The organism is Streptomyces sp. NPDC005784, assembly GCF_042871525.1.
GTDB lineage: Bacteria > Actinomycetota > Actinomycetes > Streptomycetales > Streptomycetaceae > Streptomyces.
Window position 1 is genome coordinate 1 of record NZ_JBIAIQ010000001.1, and the last position, 15,602, is coordinate 15,602.

Here is a 15,602-nt window from a genome sequence, read left to right on the forward strand (position 1 = left end):
TTGAGTTCTCAAGGAACGGACGCTTCCTTTGTACTCACCCTCTCGGGCTTTCCTCCGGGCGCTTCCCTTCGGTCTTGCGTTTCCGACTCTATCAGACCGTTTCCGTATCCGATTTCCTCGGTGCTTTCCAGGTTCCCGCTTCCGCGTTTCCCTTTCCGGCGAGTCCGACTCTATCAGATCCTTTCGGGCCTGACTCCCAGTCAGCGGGGCTTGTCTTCGGGCCTTTCAGCGCTTTCGCGTTTCGCGGCCTTTCGACATTCACTACGCTAGCCGATTCCCTCGGCGACTCATAATCGAGTTCCGCGAGTTCGAATTCAGGCATGCAGGCATGCCGAATAAGCCCCCGCTGGAGGGAAGTCGTAGGTAGTGGGTTGGCCGCTCTCGGCTGCTGGCTAAACGCCGTAACCGGTTCAAGCGGCTCGGGCTACATTACGGATCCCCCAGGGGCGCGTCAAGTTGAGCAGCGGCGGGGCGCATGGGCTCGATAAGGGCTCACCGTCAGGTCGTCGACGACCCGGAAGCGCCAGAGGTGGACGCCTCCGTCGCGGGAGACTCCGGTGTGCAGGCCGCTACGCACCTGGTCGGCGCGGACGGGGTACCCCTGAGCAGGGTCAAGGGCGAGTCCTCGGGGCCTCAGGCGTCCGCTCCGTCGAGTGAACGGTCGGACCGGTCCGCCCCCCGGTCCGATCGCGAGGCGTGCCGGCCCTTTGGCCCGTTCCTTGTCGTATCGGGCCGAGAGTCGACGTTTGCGGGCGAGGTCCGCGCCCTCGGTGACCTCGCCGGCCCGGCGAACCCATGCGGGCACAGCACTGGCTCGTCCCCTTGACCGCCCGCTAGCGCTTCCCGATGACCGCACGTTCGACGGCGTCGGCCACGTCTGCCCGGAGCCCGTCGCCGGTGTGGACGGACGTCACGTTGGTCTTGGAGTGTCCGCCACCGACGAGGATGAAGTCGGTCTTCTTGTACTGCGGTGCCGTCTCGGCCGCGGCCGAGACCTCGGGTCCGCCGACGGCGAGAACGACCTCGCAGGACCCCTGGAGCATGCCGTTGAGGAACGGCCGCGCGTTGCCGACGCTCTGCTCCCCGACCACCTGCTGGTAGTTGACCCGGGCGTGGGTCTTCAGGGAAGCGTCCTGCATGCCCTGCCAGACGGTCGCGGCGGTGGTGCCGGCCAAGATGCCGTCCTTGCCAGTGAGCAGGCAGGCGTCGACCTCGGTGTAGTGCCGCGCCGTGGTGTCGGCGATGGGCGGCCGCTCGTCCCCCCCGAAGAGGAAGGCACACGCCACGACGACCGCGGCGACGACGGCCAGGGCACCCGCGGCGAGCGTGATGGTGCGCCTGCTGAGGGAACGCAGCCAGGAGACGAGGCCGCGGCCGACGCGGGCAAGCCTCGTCTGCGTCTGCTGCGTCTGTGCCGGACGCGACCGCGTCACTTGCCTGACCTGCTTGGTCACGATGTACCTGCTCTCCTGCCCTGGACCGGTCCCGAAAGCTCAGCTCTTCCGACCGGTCTTCTCGTCCTGCTCTTCTTGCCGTTGCCGGTTCGGCCGATGACGGCGATCGGCCCGTCCCACACGTCGCGGTCGACGGTGATCGTGGCGCGCACGTACGCCGACGCGGCGTCGTTGCACGCCGTGTTCGCGGTGTCGTACGACTCCATGTCCAGGTGGCCCGGGCCGCCCGCCGTCATGCCGAGCGCGGCCGCTGAAGTTCTTCTGTGCCGCCAGGTGGTGTCGATAGGAACGCATACGCCGGACACATATGCGCTGCTGGAGCGGCGCACGACGGCGGTCGGCCGATGTACGTCCACTGGATCACTCGCTGCCCCCTGATACGGCGCGGGCTCTACGGCCGCTGACACGCATCCACGACGCCGAAATCGATTGGCACGGTAGCCGACGACGGTTCGACGTTCGGGAAAGATCTTGCCATGGATGTCACAGGACTCACTTATGCAACAGCAAAAAACGTGAGTGCCGCCAGGCACGGCCCCAGGCACCCCGGACAGCACAGGCCCTCTCTCCGGTCGGGTGTCTTCGCGCCCGGGCGGCGTGCCTGCCTGCCCGGGCGGCGCGGTTTCACATCCGGGTGGTGCGCCGCAGGATCCGTGCGGCGGGCCACGCCAGCAGGGCGCTGACCGCCCACAGGAAGCCCGAGAAGGCGATCCACTCGCCGGTGCTGATCTCCGGATCGCCGGCGCCGAAGACCGTGAGCGCGAGGGCGAGGAAGGCGAAGAAGCCGCTCAGAACGCAGAAGAGGACCACCGCCACCGTCTGGCCCCCGGTGCGCCGCCTGCGGGCGGCCTGCGCCGGCGCGGCGGCGGGGGCGGAGTCCGCGGAGCTCCCGGAACCCGCGGAGGCCCTTGCGGCGGCGGCCTTCTCGCGTGCCGCTGCTACCGCGCTCGCGCCCATGCCCCCGCCCGGGTCCCGTCGTGGCGGGTCCCGGGGATTTGTCAGCGGGCAGCGCGGGACAGCGGCGCCGGACGGCCCGCCTTCTCCCACCCGACGAAGGTGTTCGTACGGGCGTGGATGAACGCCTTGGCCGGGTCCGCCGAGTACGTCCACGGCACGCTGCCGATGTAACCGCCGATGGCCTGGAACTGCTCGACGCCCTCCGCGGACCGCTCGGCGCGGAAGCAGGCGTTGGCCAACAGGTGCCGTACGAGCGGAAGACGGTGGTGGCCGGCCGGCACCCGGGCGACCGCGTCGAGCGTGGCGTCGATGGCCGTCGTCATGAACGGCTTCGTGTAGACGGACAGATCGCCCTCGCGATGCTGGTGCTCGAAGGCCGCGTACAGCCGCAGTACCGGCAGCAGGCTTCCCTGGGGAGCGGAGGCCACGGCCTGCTCCGTGAAGGCGTACATCAGCTCGTCCGAGCCGCGCCACTTGGCGCACCAGTACTGCAGGGCCGACGTGTGCGCGGCGAAGTGGTGCGGGTCGCGGGCCACGATCTCGGCCCACAGCGCCCGGAAGTGCTCGTTCGACCAGCCCAGCCCCAGCGCGATGGAGATCTGCGCGACCCAGGGACTCGGGTCCTCGGGTGCCATCCGGGCCGCCTCCTGGCAGGCGGGCAGCGCTTCGGCGAGCAACTCGTTGAAGCCCGCGAACTGTTCGGCCGTGGTGTGCTTCGCGGTCTTGGCACCGCGGGCGTCGGCCGCGAGCGCCACCAGCGCGTCGGCGTGGACGAGGGCCACAGCCGGGTCGTACGGGTATTCGCTGCGCCAAGCCTGCAGCCAGCCGTCGTCCTTCACGGCCGCGTCGGTGAGGATGCCGAGCCGGTACCACCTCAAGTCCCAGTCCTGGCCGGCCCCCGCGAGGTAGGCGGCCGCCTGGCGCCAGTCACCGGCGATCGCCGCTGCGGCGACGGCGTCGGCCTCCGGGTCGGACCCGGCGAAGCGCGTGTCGAGCTGGTCCCCCGGTACGAGCCCGAACTCGGCGGGATCGATGACCACCCGCTTCTTCTTGGCCGCCTCGGCGGCCCGCTGGGCACGGGCCTTGCGGACGTTGCGGGGGATGGAGACGGCGGCGTAGCCGAGCAGGCCGGTGCCGGCTATGGCGACGAAGGGGTTCACGGGGCTTCCTTGAGAATTCGAGGAGGGTGAGGGACGGGATCATCGGGTTGCCGGCCCTGGGTCAGTACCGCGTCGAGCAGAGTCTCGCAGCAGTCTTCGTAGCGTCCGATGCCCAGTGCGCGGTGGTAGTGACCCAAGGAGCGGAGGAAGGTCTCCCCGTCGACGACGAGGCGCCGGGCCTTCTTTTCGCTGCGAGCCACCCGCAGATGCTAGCCGCACCCTCATGTCGGGTCCGGCCTCTGGGGCACAGTCGGTCTCCCCCTCGAAACCCCTGAAGGGGAGAGTCGTTTCCTCTGGGTGAGCGCGGGCTTGAACGGCTCGTCAGTAGGGCTCTTGGGCCGTGGGCTGGTGATTGACCCTCACCCCGCCCTCCCGTCCCCAGTGCCCGGCGCCGCCTTCCTGCGGCGCGGAGTGTGCCGCCGGTAGGGGCTGACTGTCGGATCGGCCGAGATCCAGAAGCGCCAGGGGATGTCGTGAGCGCGGGAGACGCCGGTCCGGGGACCGCTCATGACGAGGTCCGCCTGAACCGGGGCGCCGCGGGCGATGCGCACCTGCGAGTGCGGGTCGCAGACGTCCACGCCGTCGAGAGCGCGGGTGATGCCCAGTGCGTCGGCGAGGCGCCCGGGGCCCTTCGCCAGTTCCTTCGGGGAACGGGCGGCAGGGCGGCGGCAGGCGGCCTCGGCCTGCCCGGCAACAACCTCGCCGGCTCGGACAAGCACCGCGTGCGCCTCGCCGTCCGTGCCGCAGACGAGATTCGCGGCGTGGTGCATCCCGTAGATCCAGTAGACGTAGAGATGGCCCGGAGGGCCGAATATCGAAGCGTTGCGAGGAGTCCTGCCGCGCCAGCCGTGAGAGGCCGGGTCGTCCCCGCCCTCGTATGCTTCGACCTCGGTGATGCGCAGGGCCACGGCAGCGTCGCCCTCCCCGGAGACGAGGAGACGGCCCAGAAGTTCCGGTGCGACGACATGGGCGGGCCGGGAGAAGAACGAGCGCGGCAGCGGCGCGTCGGGGACGGGTGTCATCACATCGCTTCCCGCGGCCGACCCGGACCTGAGATGATCATCAGTCGAAGCGTGCACCTGCCGGCCAGGAGGAACAGCTTGCGAACCGTCACTCCCACTTGAGCCGGCCCATGTCCGGTACGCCTGGCATGCCGCTCAACTTTACCAGGAGCGGGGAGTCGCCCCTGAGGTCGTCAGGGGCGTACGGTCAGGGGCCCTCATCCACTTGTAAGGGTGAGGGCGCGGAACCGGTCGGGGCCGGATCGCGTTTGTAGGGATCAAGGGATCCATACAGACAGAGGACGAAACAGGCGTTGCCTGGGGAGGAAGTGACGACATGGGGTTCAAGCGGCTGCTTGCGAGCTTGGGGGCCGGTGGGGCTTCGGTCGAGACGGTGCTGACCGAGGCCAACACCGTTCCGGGCGGCGTCGTCCAGGGCGAGGTGCGGATCCAGGGTGGTTCGGTCGACCAGGCGATCGAGGGTCTGTCGGTCGGCCTTCAGGCCAAGGTCGAGGTCGAGGGCCACGACGACCAGGAGTACAAGCAGAACATCGAGTTCACGAAGCTGCGGCTCGGCGGGGCCTTCCAGCTCCAGGCCGGCGCCGTGCACACGGTTCCGTTCGGTCTGGAGATCCCGTGGGAGACGCCGATCACCATGATCGACGGGCAGAGCCTGCGCGGGATGAACATCGGTGTCACCACCGAGCTGCAGATCGCCCGCGCCATCGACCCGGGTGACCTCGACCCGGTCAACGTGCACCCGCTGCCGGCGCAGAAGGCGATTCTCGACGCCTTCATCCAGCTCGGCTTCCGCTTCAAGAACGCGGACATGGAGAAGGGCCACATCCGCAACACCCGTCAGCGGCTGCCGTTCTACCAGGAGATCGAGTTCTACCCGCCGTCGCAGTACCGCGGGCTGAACCAGGTGGAGCTGAGCTTCGTCGCGGACGACCGTGCGATGGACGTCATCCTGGAGATGGACAAGAAGCCGGGCCTCTTCAGTGAGGGCAGCGACTCGTTCCGCTCCTTCCAGGTGGGGCTGCACGACTTCCAGGGCACGGACTGGGCCGGATACCTGAACCAGTGGCTGTCGGAGGTCGGCAGCAAGCGCAGCTGGTTCTAGGCTCGGAGCACGGATTCCGCCGTTCAGGAGGTACTGACGTGACCGAGCTCAAGAGGCCGCCGCTCCCGCACGACTTCCATCCGCCGGTGCCGGCGTTCACGGTCGCCAGCGAGGATGTCGAGCCGGGCGCGGTGCTGAAGGACGCGCAGGTCCACGCGGCCGGGAACACCTCGCCGCAGCTGAGCTGGGAGGGCTTTCCGCCGGAGACCAAGAGCTTCGCCGTGACGTGCTTCGATCCGGACGCCCCGACGGGGAGCGGATTCTGGCACTGGGTGCTGTTCGACATCCCGGTCTCGGTGACGGAGCTGCCGACGGGCGCGGGCAGCGGCAAGTTCGAGGGGCTGCCCGACGGCGCGGTCCAGGTGCGCAACGACTACGGGTCCCGGGACTTCGGGGGCGCGGCGCCGCCGGCCGGCGATCCCGCGCACCGGTACGTCTTCACGGTGTACGCCGTGGATCAGGAGAAGCTCGGTCCCGACGCGGAGGTGTCGCCCGCCGTGGTGGGCTTCAACCTCCGGTTCCACACGCTGGCGCGCGCCCAGTTGATCGGTGAGTACGCCGCTCCCGCCGCAGACTGACGTTCGCCGAACGTTTGCCCGCCTCTGGTCATGGAAGTGATCAGGGGCGGGCATTTTTATTGCGTTGTCCATCTCGGCGTGCCCGGCCAGAGTTGATCCCAGCCCGCCGCAGGTGGGCCGGTGCGCAGGAGGAGGTGGGCTGGATGCGGGACACGCTGGTACTGAACGCGAGCTTTGAGCCGTTGTCGACGGTGACGTTGAACCGAGCCGTCGTTCTGGTGCTGCAGGACAAGGCCGTCGTCGAGCAGGCCCACCCCGAACTGCGCATGCGCGGAGCGGCGTTGGACATACCCGTGCCCCGGGTGATCCGGCTCTGCCGCTACGTCCGGGTGCCGTTCCGAAGACAAGCACCGTGGTCGAGGCGGGGTGTGCTGATACGTGACCGGCACAGGTGCGCCTACTGCGGCCGACGGGCCACGACCGTGGACCACGTGGTCCCGCGTGCCCAGGGCGGCCAGGACTCGTGGCTGAACACGGTGGCCTCCTGCGCGGAGGACAATCACCGCAAGGCGGCCCGTACGCCGGAGCAGGCCCAGATGCCGTTGCTGCGGCAGCCGTTCGAGCCGACGCCCGCGGACGCCATGCTGCTGGCGCTCGGCCAGGACGACTTCGACGCACTGCCGGAGTGGCTGGCTCAGCCGGCCGCGTAGCCCGTACGGCGCCGGTACGACGATGGGGCCCACCTCTCGCGGGAGGCGGGCCCCATCGTCGTACGGCATCAGCCCGTGTACGGCTCAGTCCGTGTACCGCATCAGTCGGTGATGGACGGCTTCTCGCGGCGTTCGTTGCCGCCACCGCCGGAGTCGCCGGAGGATCCCCGGTTGCCCGAACCCCCGCCCAGGTTGCCGAAGTTGCCCATGGCGCCACTGAGGCCCTTGAGGGCGTCGCCGATCTCGCTGGGCACGATCCAGAGCTTGTTGGCGTTGCCCTCGGCGATCTTCGGGAGCATCTGGAGGTACTGGTAGGAGAGGAGCTTCTGGTCCGGGTCTCCGGCGTGAATGGCCTCGAAGACCGTACGGACGGCCTGGGCCTCGCCCTCGGCGCGCAGGGCCGCGGCCTTGGCCTCACCTTCGGCGCGCAGGATCGCGGACTGCTTCTCGCCCTCGGCGGTGAGGATCTGCGACTGGCGGATGCCCTCCGCGGTGAGGATCGCGGCTCGCTTGTCGCGGTCGGCGCGCATCTGCTTCTCCATCGAGTCCTGGATGGAGGTGGGCGGTTCGATCGCCTTCAGCTCGACGCGGTTGACGCGGATGCCCCACTTGCCGGTGGCCTCGTCGAGGACGCCGCGCAGGGCCGCGTTGATCTCCTCGCGGGAGGTCAGGGTCCGCTCCAGGTCCATGCCGCCGATGATGTTGCGGAGGGTGGTGACGGTGAGCTGCTCGATCGCCTGGATGTAGCTGGCGACCTCGTACGTCGCGGCTCGCGCGTCGGTGACCTGGTAGTAGATGACGGTGTCGATGTTGACGACGAGGTTGTCCTGGGTGATCACCGGCTGCGGAGGGAACGGGACGACCTGTTCACGCAGGTCGATGCGGTTGCGGATCGAGTCTATGAACGGGACGACGATGTTCAGGCCGGCGTTCAGTGTCCGCGTGTAGCGGCCGAAGCGCTCGACAATGGCGGCGCTGGCCTGTGGGATGACCTGGATGGTCTTGATCAGGGCGATGAAGACCAGCACCACCAGAATGATCAGGACGATGATGATCGGTTCCATCGATGCTCCCCGTACCCTTCTCCACTCGGTAATTCCGAAAGATCTCATGGGTGTTGAAGATCTTGCTGGACGAGTGTGACAGAACGTCGTCTGCCACGTGGGGCGTTCGGTTCACTTGCGTTGTACGAGGTCACATGACGATCGCCGTGGCTCCGTCGATGTCCACGACATCCACTTCCTGGCCCACCTCGTAGGCCTGTCCGGCGTCGAGGGCACGCGCCGACCAGATCTCTCCGCCGAGCTTGATGCGGCCCCCGCCCGAACTGTCCACGCGTTCCAGGACGATGGCCTGCTTGCCCTTCAACGCCTCGATGCCGGTGGCGAGTTGGGGGCGTTGGGCGCTGTGCCGGGCGGCGATGGGGCGTACGACCCCTATGAGCGCGACCGACACGGCCACGAAGACGAGCACTTGGAGTACGACACCGCCACCGAGGCCCGCCGCGACCGCCGCGGCGACGGCACCCACGGAGAGCATGCCGAACTCCGGCATCGCGGTCACCACGAGCGGGATGCCGAGTCCGGCCGCCCCGACCAGCCACCACACCCATGCGTTGATGTCGTTCACGTGGTCATGGTAGGACCGTGCCCCTCCGGCGGACAGAGCGCACGATCAAGTCGGGTACGCCGGGTGAGGGGCGTGTGTCCGCATGCCGCTGCGGTTCAGGCCATCGGGAGGCCCTGCGCGGTCCAGCGCTCGCCGACCTGCTCGACGACGAGCGGGAGGCCGAAGCAGAGGGAGAGGTTGCGCGAGGTGAGTTCGAGCTCCAGCGGGCCGGCGGCGAGCACCTTGCCCTGACGGATCATCAGGACGTGGGTGAAGCCGGGAGCGATCTCCTCGACGTGGTGCGTGACCATGATCATGGAGGGGGCGATCGGGTCGCGGGCGAGGCGGCCGAGGCGGCGCACCAGGTCCTCGCGGCCGCCGAGGTCGAGGCCGGCCGCGGGCTCGTCGAGGAGGAGCAGCTCGGGGTCGGTCATCAGGGCGCGGGCGATCAGGGTGCGCTTGCGCTCGCCCTCGGAGAGGGTGCCGAACCTGCGGTCCAGGAAGTCGCTCATGCCGAGGCGGTCGAGGAAGGCGCGGGCGCGCTGCTCGTCGATGTCCTCGTAGTCCTCGTGCCACCCGGCGGTCATGCCGTACGCGGCGGTGAGGACCGTCTGCAGGACCGTCTGGCGCTTGGGGAGCTTCTCGGCCATCGCGATGCCGGCGATGCCGATGCGCGGGCGCAGCTCGAAGACGTCGACCTGGCCGAGGGTCTCACCGAGGATCGTGGCGGTGCCCGAGCTGGGGAAGAGGTAGCTGGAGGCGACGTTCAGGAGGGTCGTCTTCCCGGCGCCGTTGGGGCCGAGGATGACCCAGCGCTCCCCCTCCTTGACCGACCAGGAGACCTGGTCCACCAGAGCCCGGCCCTCGCGGACCACGGATACGTCCACCAGCTCCAGTACATCGCTCATGAGCGCGTTGTCTCCCATTGCAGTCTCGGCCGTCGCTTACGTCTGTGGACGAAGCCCCCAGGGAAAACCTACGCCACCGGTCGGCCGCACCGATCCATCGGCCGGTCCTTAGGGTGGGGGCATGCTCTCGAAACCACGCTCAGGACAGCTGGCAGCATGGGGAAATGCCCTATTGGCCGGACTTGTTTCTCCGGACGACGCCGTGCTCGCCATCGTCGGGGACGACGCGGTGCACCGGGTCGAGGGGTTGCCCGGTGAGTCGGGGCCCGTCGGGCTCACGCTCGCCCTCGGCCGGCTGCGCAGGCTCGGGGTGACCGGGCTGCGGGTCGCGCTGCCCGCGCCGGGCCATCCGCTCGGGCTCAGCGGACCGCCCGCGTTCAACGCGCGCGCCCTCGACGCCGAGGAGGCCGTGGTCTGTCACGGCGGGGCGCTGGGGCTCGTGCCCGAGGTGTACGAGGCCGGGCCCGTCGGCGATGTACATGTCGAGGTCGCCTGGCACTGCCTCGCCGTCCGCGAGGCGCCGCCCGCCGATGTGCCCTCGCTCGGGGAGGCCGAGCGGGAGCTGGCGGAGGCCCTCCGCGACGCGACGGAGGTGCTGTCGCGGCTGGACGTGGCAGGGTCGGGGCCGGTCGCGGCCGCGGCGATCGAGGCGTACCGGGCGCGGGCCGAGCGGGGGCGGGAGGTGCTGGCCCCCGGGTACCCGCCGCGTGCGGTACGCGTCCTGGAGCTGGCCCAGCGGGTCGGGATGCTGATTTCCGTGGCGCACGAGAGCGGGCACGGCGGCGCGGTGAGCGCTTCGGAGATCGCCGCTCGGGCGGAGGCCCTGCGGCCGGTGGAGCGGACGGCCCGGCGGGCGCAGGTGGCCGCGTACAACGCCTTCGTGGAGGAACGCGAGCGCGGGGTGCGCTGAGCGCCGCTCGGCGCGGAGTGCGGATGCCTTGCGTGGCCCGGTTCCTCAGGTGCGCGGGCACCTGGTGCGGCCCGCCTCCGGGGGCTTGCGCGTATCGCCGGGTCCTCGGGCGCACGGGTATGTGCGGTGCCCTGCTCGCTCGGGGGCTTGCGTGGCTCGCGTTCCGGGCCGCGCCAGCCTCCGTGCGCCCGGGGCCTTCGGCTGCCCGGGCACTTGGGGTCGTCCTTCGGCGCCCAGGCGCACGTACCGGACCCCAGCTCACGCCCGCCGCCGAGGCACCGTCGGCACGTGCGACCTGCGACCTGCGACCTGCGACCTGCGACCTGCGACCTGCGACCTGGTCCGAACGACAGCCCCTGGCCCGGGGCACGCGCCCGGACGCTCCGGCCGCCGACGGCGCGGACCCTCGGCGCCCGAACGCTCGGGTGTCTCCGGCGCTCGGGCCGGTGCGACGCGGAAGGGCCCCGCGAAACGTTTCCGTTCGCGGGGCCCTTGTCGCTCGTGGTGGCTCAGCCGTTGACGCCCACGTTGCCGAACGTCGGGTTCAGGGCGCCGATGACGTTGACGCTGTTGCCGACCACGTTCACGGGGATGTGGACCGGGAGCTGTACCACGTTGCCGGAGCCGACGCCCGGCGACTTCACGGCCGCGCCCTCGGCGCCCGCGTCGGCGACAGCGGCACCGGCACAGGCGCCCGCGGCGATACCGGCGACGGTGACGGCCAGGGCGGCCTTCTTGGCGATGTTCATGGGAAACGTTCCTCCTGCGTTCACGGATCCGACCCTGCCGCGGGTCGTACGCTGAGCAACGCCGGGGAGGCGAGGACGGCACGGGAAGGCCGTAACGATTGCCCCGACCGGTTCAGTCCACCGATGAGCCGACAAGCCGACCGGCCCCCCAGGGACTCCCTGGAAGGCCGGTGGTCGTGGTCGTTCCGGTGGGGAACCTCAGTGGTTGAGGCCGAGGTTGCCGAAGGCCGGGTTCAGGGCGCCGATGACGTTCACACTGTTCCCGACCACGTTCACCGGGACGTCGACCGGGGCCTGGACGAGGTTGCCGGAGACGACGCCCGGGGAGCCCACAGCCTTGCCGCCCGCCGACGCGCCGTCCGTCGCCGAAGCCATGCCCGCACCGGCGGCGACCAGGCCGCCCGCCACCATCGCGACAGCCGTGAACTTCTTCAGGTTCTTCACTTGCGAAACCCCTCCTCGCGAACGCCGCGGCAGACCGCCACGGCGCACTGGAGAACGGCCGGAATCCACGGAGGATGCGCCATCCGGGTGACATACACACGACGGTATGAATCTCATCCCGGAGCGGAACCCTCCGGGTTGCCGTGCGGTGGCACCGTTCCGTCCGCGCGCCACGCAACCGCGCCGACCACGGATCCCCTGCTGAGCGGCTCCTGACGATCAGTCCGCGATCCCGTGCCGTACGGCCCAGAGTGCGGCCTGGGTGCGGTCGGCGAGGTCGAGCTTCATCAGGATGTTCGAAACGTGGGTCTTCACCGTCTTCTCGGAGAGGACGAGGGCGCGGGCGATCTCCCGGTTGGAGCGGCCGTCCGCGATCAGGCCGAGCACCTCGCGCTCCCGCTCGGTGAGCGAACCGCTTCTCCCCTGGCCCGAGTTGACCTCCTCCTGGGACAACAGGGCGCCCGCTAGCTCGGCTTGGAGGACGACGTGCCCCGCGTGGACCGAACGGATGGCTCCGGCCAGCGCGTCGGGGTCCACGTCCTTGTAGACATACCCGGCGGCGCCCGCGCGCAGTGCCGGCACCACCGTGCGCTGCTCGGTGAAGCTGGTGACGATCAGCACGCGCGCGGGGTTGGCGAGTTCGCGGAGCTTGCGCAGCGCGTCGACGCCGTCCATCCCCGGCATCTTGACGTCCATCAGGACGACGTCAGGTTTCAACTCCTCGGCACGGTCGACGCCTTCGGCTCCGTCGGACGCCTCTCCGACGACCTCGATGTCGTCCTGCACTTCGAGGAAGGTGCGCAGTCCCCGGCGGACGACCTGGTGGTCGTCGACGAGCAGCACCTTGATTGCGTCAGCCACCAGGAACCTCCATTTCGATCACGGTGCCCTTTCCGGGCGCCGATTCCACGGTGAGTGTGCCGCCGACCCCACTCGTCCGGTCCCGCATCGACACCAGGCCGAGATGGCGGCCGGCGCTGCGTATCGCAGTGGGGTCGAAGCCGCTGCCGTCGTCGGAGACGTGCAGGACGGCGCCGGGGCCGCGCCTGTCCAGGGTGACGTCGACGCGGGTGGCGCCGGAGTGCCGCAACGCGTTGTGCAGGGCCTCCTGGGAGACCCTCAGCATGGCCTCCTCCTGGGAGGCGGGCAGCGCTCGTACACCGCGGCTGGCGAAGGTCACGCGCGCGGAGTGGGCGCGGTCGAGGACCTGGATCTGGGTGCGCAGGGTGGCGACCAGGCCGTCCTCGTCGAGGGCGGCGGGGCGCAACTCGATGACGGCGGCGCGCAGTTCCTCGGTGGCTTCCGCGGCGAGCGCGGCCACGTGCTGGAGTTCGCCCTTGGCGCGGGAGGGGTCGCGGTCGACGAGGGTGGCGGCGGCCTGCGCGGTGAGGCGCAGGGAGAACAGCTTCTGGCTGACCGCGTCGTGCAGTTCGTGCGCGAGCCGGGAGCGCTCCTCGGCGATGGTGAGCTCGCGGCTGCGTTCGTAGAGCCGGGCGTTCGTCAGGGCGATCGCCGCGTGCTGGGCGAGGATCGTGAGGAGTTCCTCGTCGTCCTCGGTGAAACCGCACCTGCCGTCCGGCGCGGGACACGGCTGTCCCCCCGAACGCACCTTGTTCGCGAGGAAGAGTGCGCCGATGATCTCGTCGCCGTCGCGGATGGGCAGGCCCAGGAAGTCGGACATGTCGGGGTGGGCCTCGGGCCAGCCCTCGAAGCGGGGGTCCGTGCGCACATCGGCCAGGCGCTCGGGGCGGGCCTCGCGAAGCATCGCGGCGAGGATGCCGTGCTGGCGCGGGAGCGGTCCGATGGCTTTCCACTGCGCGTCGCTGACACCGTCGACGACGAACTGGGCGAAGCCGCCGTGGTCGTCGGGCACGCCCAGCGCCGCGTACTGCGCGTCGAGCAGCTCTCGGGCCGAGGCGACGATCGTCTTGAGGACGTCGCGCACTTCGAGATGCCTGCTCATGGCCAGCAACGCGGAGCTCACCGCGTACAGGCCCGACCGGGGTCCGTGACTCATGAACCCAAACTACCGGCGGGGTGTGACAACGCGTATCGGACCCGTGATGGCGCCCGCCGGGCCATTGGGCCTAGGACGAAGGGCCCCTGATCATTGCGGCTCGCGCACGAGGCGGCCGGGCGGGCCCGGTTCCTACCGTGAGGACACCCGCCGGGAAGGCGGTCGGAGCGAGGGGACGGATGTCATGCCGGTAGCGATCATCACGGGGGCCTCGAAGGGGTTGGGGAGGGCGCTCGCCGCGGCTCTGGCGGAGCGCGGCTGGGATCTGGTGCTCGACGCCAGAACGGCCGGGGTGCTGGAGGAGACCGCGGGGGCGCTGTCGGCGTACGGGACACGTGTGGAGGCGCTGCCCGGTGATGTGACGGACGCCGGTCACCGTGCCGAGCTGGTGGCGGCGGCCCGGAAGCTCGGGGGTGTCGACCTGCTCGTGAACAACGCGAGCGCGCTGGGCGCGGAGCCGCTGGTGCGCCTGGAGGAGCTGGGCCTGGAAGGGCTGCGGCAGGCCCTGGAGGTCAATGTGGTCGCCGCGCTGGGCCTGATCCAGGAGGCACTGCCGCTGCTGAGGGCGGCCGGGGCGGGCACAGTCGTCGACATCAGCTCGGACGCCGCGGCGGAGGCGTACGAGACCTGGGGCGGCTACGGCGCCTCGAAGGCCGCTCTCGACCATCTCTCGGCGGTCCTCGGCGAGGAGGAGCCCGGCCTTCGGGTGTGGGCGGTGGACCCCGGGGACATGGGCACGGACCTCTACACGGCGGCCGTACCGGAGGACGACGGTCCGCGGCCGGCGCCGGACAGTGTGGTTCCGGCCTTTCTGCGCCTGCTCGACGAACGGCCGGCCAGTGGGCGCTACGCGGCTGAGGCCCTGCTGGAGGCGCGGTGACCACGGCGATGGGGGTTCCTCCGGTCGGGCGCGGCCGGGCGTGGGGAAGCGTTCCGGAGGAGTTGTCGGCGCGGGTGCCCGCGGAGCAGCGGGGTCCCGGCCGAGACCGGGATTCCGTACGGCTGCTGGTGTCGCGCGGTGCCGAGGTGTCGCATCACGCGTTCGTGGAGCTGCCCCGGCAGCTGAGGGCCGGGGACCTGCTGATCGTCAACACCTCGGCCACCCTGGCGGCGGCCGTGGACGGGCGGATCGGCCACGCGCGCGTGGTGGTGCATTTCTCCACGCGTGGCGATGACGATCGGTGGGCGGTCGAGGTGCGGGATCCCGACGGAAGGGGGACCACGCGTGCGCGTGCGGGCGGCCCCGCGGGGACAGTGGTGTGTCTGCCCGGGGACGTACGCCTCACCCTGGAGGAGCCGCTGAGCGCGGGCAGTCCGCGGCTGTGGTGGGGGCGGGTGCCGGACACGGACGTACTTGGACTGCTGCGGCGGCACGGGCGGCCCATCCGCTACTCCTATACGGACCGGGACCAGCCGCTGTCCGTGTACCAGACGGTGTTCGCGCTGCCGTCCGACGACGGGGCGGGCAGCGCGGAGATGCCGAGCGCGGCGCGCCCGTTCACCGCGCGTCTGGTGGCGGAGCTGGTGAGCCGGGGTGTGCAGTTCGCGCCGGTCACGCTGCACACGGGGGTCGCGTCGGCAGAGGCGCACGAGTCGCCGTATCCGGAGCGGTACGAGGTGCCGGCGGTGTCGGCCCGGCTGATCAACGCGGCGCGGGCCGGCGGGGGCCGGATCATCGCGGTCGGTACGACGGCCGTGCGGGCTGTGGAGTCCGCGACCGGCGCGGACGGGCTGGTCCGGGCGGCGAAGGGCTGGACCGGCCTCGTGGTGACCCCGGAGCGGGGTGTGCGGGCCGTCGACGGGCTGCTGACCGGGCTGCACGAGCCGGAGGCCTCGCATCTGCTGATGCTGGAGGCGATCGCGGGAGGGGCGGCGATCGACCGCGGTTACGACGCGGCACTGCGTATGGGCTACCTCTGGCACGAGTTCGGGGACGTGCACCTCATCCTCCCGGCGGAGTCCTCACTCTGAGCATTGCTCCCGCAACTCCAAGTCAGAATGATCTGGAGCCCCTGTGAGCCCGCGCATAGGGTGCAGGTCACG

At 70.3% G+C, this 15,602-nt stretch carries 18 protein-coding genes and 1 pseudogene; 6 read left to right on the forward strand and 13 right to left on the reverse strand.

What is annotated here, in order from left to right:
* Positions 1-833: 833 nt before the first annotated feature.
* From ACFYR3_RS00005 to ACFYR3_RS00030, 6 genes are all read right to left on the reverse strand, one after another.
* Positions 834-1,454 (reverse strand): hypothetical protein, encoded by a 621-nt coding sequence (locus ACFYR3_RS00005; RefSeq protein ID WP_355843909.1) that lies wholly within the window; start codon positions 1,452-1,454, stop codon positions 834-836.
* Positions 1,451-1,810, reverse strand: coding sequence for a hypothetical protein (locus tag ACFYR3_RS00010; RefSeq protein WP_355843906.1), 360 nt, complete (start codon positions 1,808-1,810; stop codon positions 1,451-1,453). Before ACFYR3_RS00010 ends, ACFYR3_RS00005 begins: the two co-directional genes overlap by 4 nt.
* A gap of 268 nt (positions 1,811-2,078) precedes the next feature.
* Positions 2,079-2,411, reverse strand: a complete 333-nt coding sequence (locus tag ACFYR3_RS00015) for a hypothetical protein (protein ID WP_355843903.1) — start codon at positions 2,409-2,411, stop codon at positions 2,079-2,081.
* Between the two features lie 41 nt (positions 2,412-2,452).
* Entirely contained in the window at positions 2,453-3,571 is a 1,119-nt protein-coding gene (locus tag ACFYR3_RS00020; protein WP_389280764.1) for a hypothetical protein, read from the reverse strand.
* Positions 3,568-3,771: a hypothetical protein gene (locus ACFYR3_RS00025; RefSeq protein ID WP_355843897.1), complete on the reverse strand. Its 204-nt coding sequence runs from the start codon at positions 3,769-3,771 to the stop codon at positions 3,568-3,570. The genes ACFYR3_RS00020 and ACFYR3_RS00025 overlap by 4 nt, the downstream gene beginning before the upstream one ends.
* A gap of 159 nt (positions 3,772-3,930) precedes the next feature.
* Positions 3,931-4,593 (reverse strand): DNA-3-methyladenine glycosylase, encoded by a 663-nt coding sequence (locus tag ACFYR3_RS00030; RefSeq protein WP_355843894.1) that lies wholly within the window; start codon positions 4,591-4,593, stop codon positions 3,931-3,933.
* A 316-nt stretch (positions 4,594-4,909) separates the two neighbouring features.
* Between ACFYR3_RS00030 and ACFYR3_RS00035 the strand changes: the two genes are divergently transcribed.
* From ACFYR3_RS00035 to ACFYR3_RS00045, 3 genes are all read left to right on the forward strand, one after another.
* Positions 4,910-5,695 carry a sporulation protein gene (locus ACFYR3_RS00035; RefSeq protein ID WP_261703216.1) on the forward strand — a complete coding sequence of 262 codons (786 nt, stop codon included), beginning with the start codon at positions 4,910-4,912 and terminating at the stop codon, positions 5,693-5,695.
* A gap of 38 nt (positions 5,696-5,733) precedes the next feature.
* Positions 5,734-6,273: a YbhB/YbcL family Raf kinase inhibitor-like protein gene (locus ACFYR3_RS00040; protein WP_355843890.1), complete on the forward strand. Its 540-nt coding sequence runs from the start codon at positions 5,734-5,736 to the stop codon at positions 6,271-6,273.
* Positions 6,274-6,416: 143 nt separating this feature from the next.
* A complete protein-coding gene (locus ACFYR3_RS00045; RefSeq protein ID WP_355843887.1) occupies positions 6,417-6,923 on the forward strand; it encodes an HNH endonuclease in 507 nt (168 codons plus the stop codon).
* 101 nt (positions 6,924-7,024) lie between these two features.
* Here the strand turns inward: ACFYR3_RS00045 and ACFYR3_RS00050 are convergent, their stop codons facing one another.
* The 3 genes from ACFYR3_RS00050 to ACFYR3_RS00060 form a co-directional block, all read right to left on the reverse strand.
* A complete protein-coding gene (locus ACFYR3_RS00050; protein WP_355843884.1) occupies positions 7,025-7,987 on the reverse strand; it encodes an SPFH domain-containing protein in 963 nt (320 codons plus the stop codon).
* Positions 7,988-8,117: 130 nt separating this feature from the next.
* Positions 8,118-8,552, reverse strand: coding sequence for an NfeD family protein (locus ACFYR3_RS00055; protein WP_355843881.1), 435 nt, complete (start codon positions 8,550-8,552; stop codon positions 8,118-8,120).
* A 95-nt stretch (positions 8,553-8,647) separates the two neighbouring features.
* Positions 8,648-9,439 carry an ABC transporter ATP-binding protein gene (locus ACFYR3_RS00060; RefSeq protein ID WP_355843879.1) on the reverse strand — a complete coding sequence of 264 codons (792 nt, stop codon included), beginning with the start codon at positions 9,437-9,439 and terminating at the stop codon, positions 8,648-8,650.
* A gap of 121 nt (positions 9,440-9,560) precedes the next feature.
* On the opposite strand from ACFYR3_RS00060, the gene ACFYR3_RS00065 reads away from it, so the two are divergent.
* The gene (locus tag ACFYR3_RS00065) at positions 9,561-10,349 is read left to right on the forward strand and encodes a hypothetical protein (protein ID WP_389280768.1); all 789 of its coding nucleotides are present in this window, start codon (positions 9,561-9,563) and stop codon (positions 10,347-10,349) included.
* Positions 10,350-10,858: 509 nt separating this feature from the next.
* Here the strand turns inward: ACFYR3_RS00065 and ACFYR3_RS00070 are convergent.
* From ACFYR3_RS00070 to ACFYR3_RS00085, 4 genes are all read right to left on the reverse strand, one after another.
* Positions 10,859-11,098 carry a chaplin gene (locus tag ACFYR3_RS00070; protein WP_355843873.1) on the reverse strand — a complete coding sequence of 80 codons (240 nt, stop codon included), beginning with the start codon at positions 11,096-11,098 and terminating at the stop codon, positions 10,859-10,861.
* Between the two features lie 198 nt (positions 11,099-11,296).
* On the reverse strand, positions 11,297-11,542 hold the full coding sequence (locus ACFYR3_RS00075; RefSeq protein WP_355843870.1) for a chaplin: 246 nt from the start codon (positions 11,540-11,542) through the stop codon (positions 11,297-11,299).
* A 219-nt stretch (positions 11,543-11,761) separates the two neighbouring features.
* Positions 11,762-12,403, reverse strand: coding sequence for a response regulator transcription factor (locus tag ACFYR3_RS00080; RefSeq protein WP_355843867.1), 642 nt, complete (start codon positions 12,401-12,403; stop codon positions 11,762-11,764).
* Positions 12,396-13,559 (reverse strand): GAF domain-containing sensor histidine kinase, encoded by a 1,164-nt coding sequence (locus ACFYR3_RS00085; RefSeq protein WP_355843864.1) that lies wholly within the window; start codon positions 13,557-13,559, stop codon positions 12,396-12,398. The genes ACFYR3_RS00080 and ACFYR3_RS00085 overlap by 8 nt, the downstream gene beginning before the upstream one ends.
* A gap of 184 nt (positions 13,560-13,743) precedes the next feature.
* Here ACFYR3_RS00085 and ACFYR3_RS00090 point away from each other — a divergent pair, with 184 nt between their 5' ends.
* Both ACFYR3_RS00090 and ACFYR3_RS00095 read left to right on the forward strand, forming a co-directional pair.
* Positions 13,744-14,439 carry an SDR family NAD(P)-dependent oxidoreductase gene (locus ACFYR3_RS00090; RefSeq protein ID WP_356782491.1) on the forward strand — a complete coding sequence of 232 codons (696 nt, stop codon included), beginning with the start codon at positions 13,744-13,746 and terminating at the stop codon, positions 14,437-14,439.
* An 8-nt stretch (positions 14,440-14,447) separates the two neighbouring features.
* Positions 14,448-15,561 (forward strand): annotated as a pseudogene (locus ACFYR3_RS00095) (S-adenosylmethionine:tRNA ribosyltransferase-isomerase).
* Positions 15,562-15,602 lie beyond the last annotated feature (41 nt).

Excerpts from the sequence above, each read along its gene's own strand:
- ACFYR3_RS00015 (WP_355843903.1), bottom strand. The coding sequence starts at position 2,411 with ATGGGCGCGAGCGCGGTAGCAGCGGCACGCGAGAAGGCCGCCGCCGCA.
- ACFYR3_RS00030 (WP_355843894.1), bottom strand. The coding sequence starts at position 4,593 with ATGACACCCGTCCCCGACGCGCCGCTGCCGCGCTCGTTCTTCTCCCGG.
- ACFYR3_RS00035 (WP_261703216.1), top strand. The coding sequence starts at position 4,910 with ATGGGGTTCAAGCGGCTGCTTGCGAGCTTGGGGGCCGGTGGGGCTTCG.
- ACFYR3_RS00045 (WP_355843887.1), top strand. The coding sequence starts at position 6,417 with ATGCGGGACACGCTGGTACTGAACGCGAGCTTTGAGCCGTTGTCGACG.
- ACFYR3_RS00050 (WP_355843884.1), bottom strand. The coding sequence starts at position 7,987 with ATGGAACCGATCATCATCGTCCTGATCATTCTGGTGGTGCTGGTCTTC.
- ACFYR3_RS00060 (WP_355843879.1), bottom strand. The coding sequence starts at position 9,439 with ATGAGCGATGTACTGGAGCTGGTGGACGTATCCGTGGTCCGCGAGGGC.
- ACFYR3_RS00065 (WP_389280768.1), top strand. The coding sequence starts at position 9,561 with ATGCTCTCGAAACCACGCTCAGGACAGCTGGCAGCATGGGGAAATGCC.
- ACFYR3_RS00070 (WP_355843873.1), bottom strand. The coding sequence starts at position 11,098 with ATGAACATCGCCAAGAAGGCCGCCCTGGCCGTCACCGTCGCCGGTATC.
- ACFYR3_RS00085 (WP_355843864.1), bottom strand. The coding sequence starts at position 13,559 with ATGAGTCACGGACCCCGGTCGGGCCTGTACGCGGTGAGCTCCGCGTTG.
- ACFYR3_RS00090 (WP_356782491.1), top strand. The coding sequence starts at position 13,744 with ATGCCGGTAGCGATCATCACGGGGGCCTCGAAGGGGTTGGGGAGGGCG.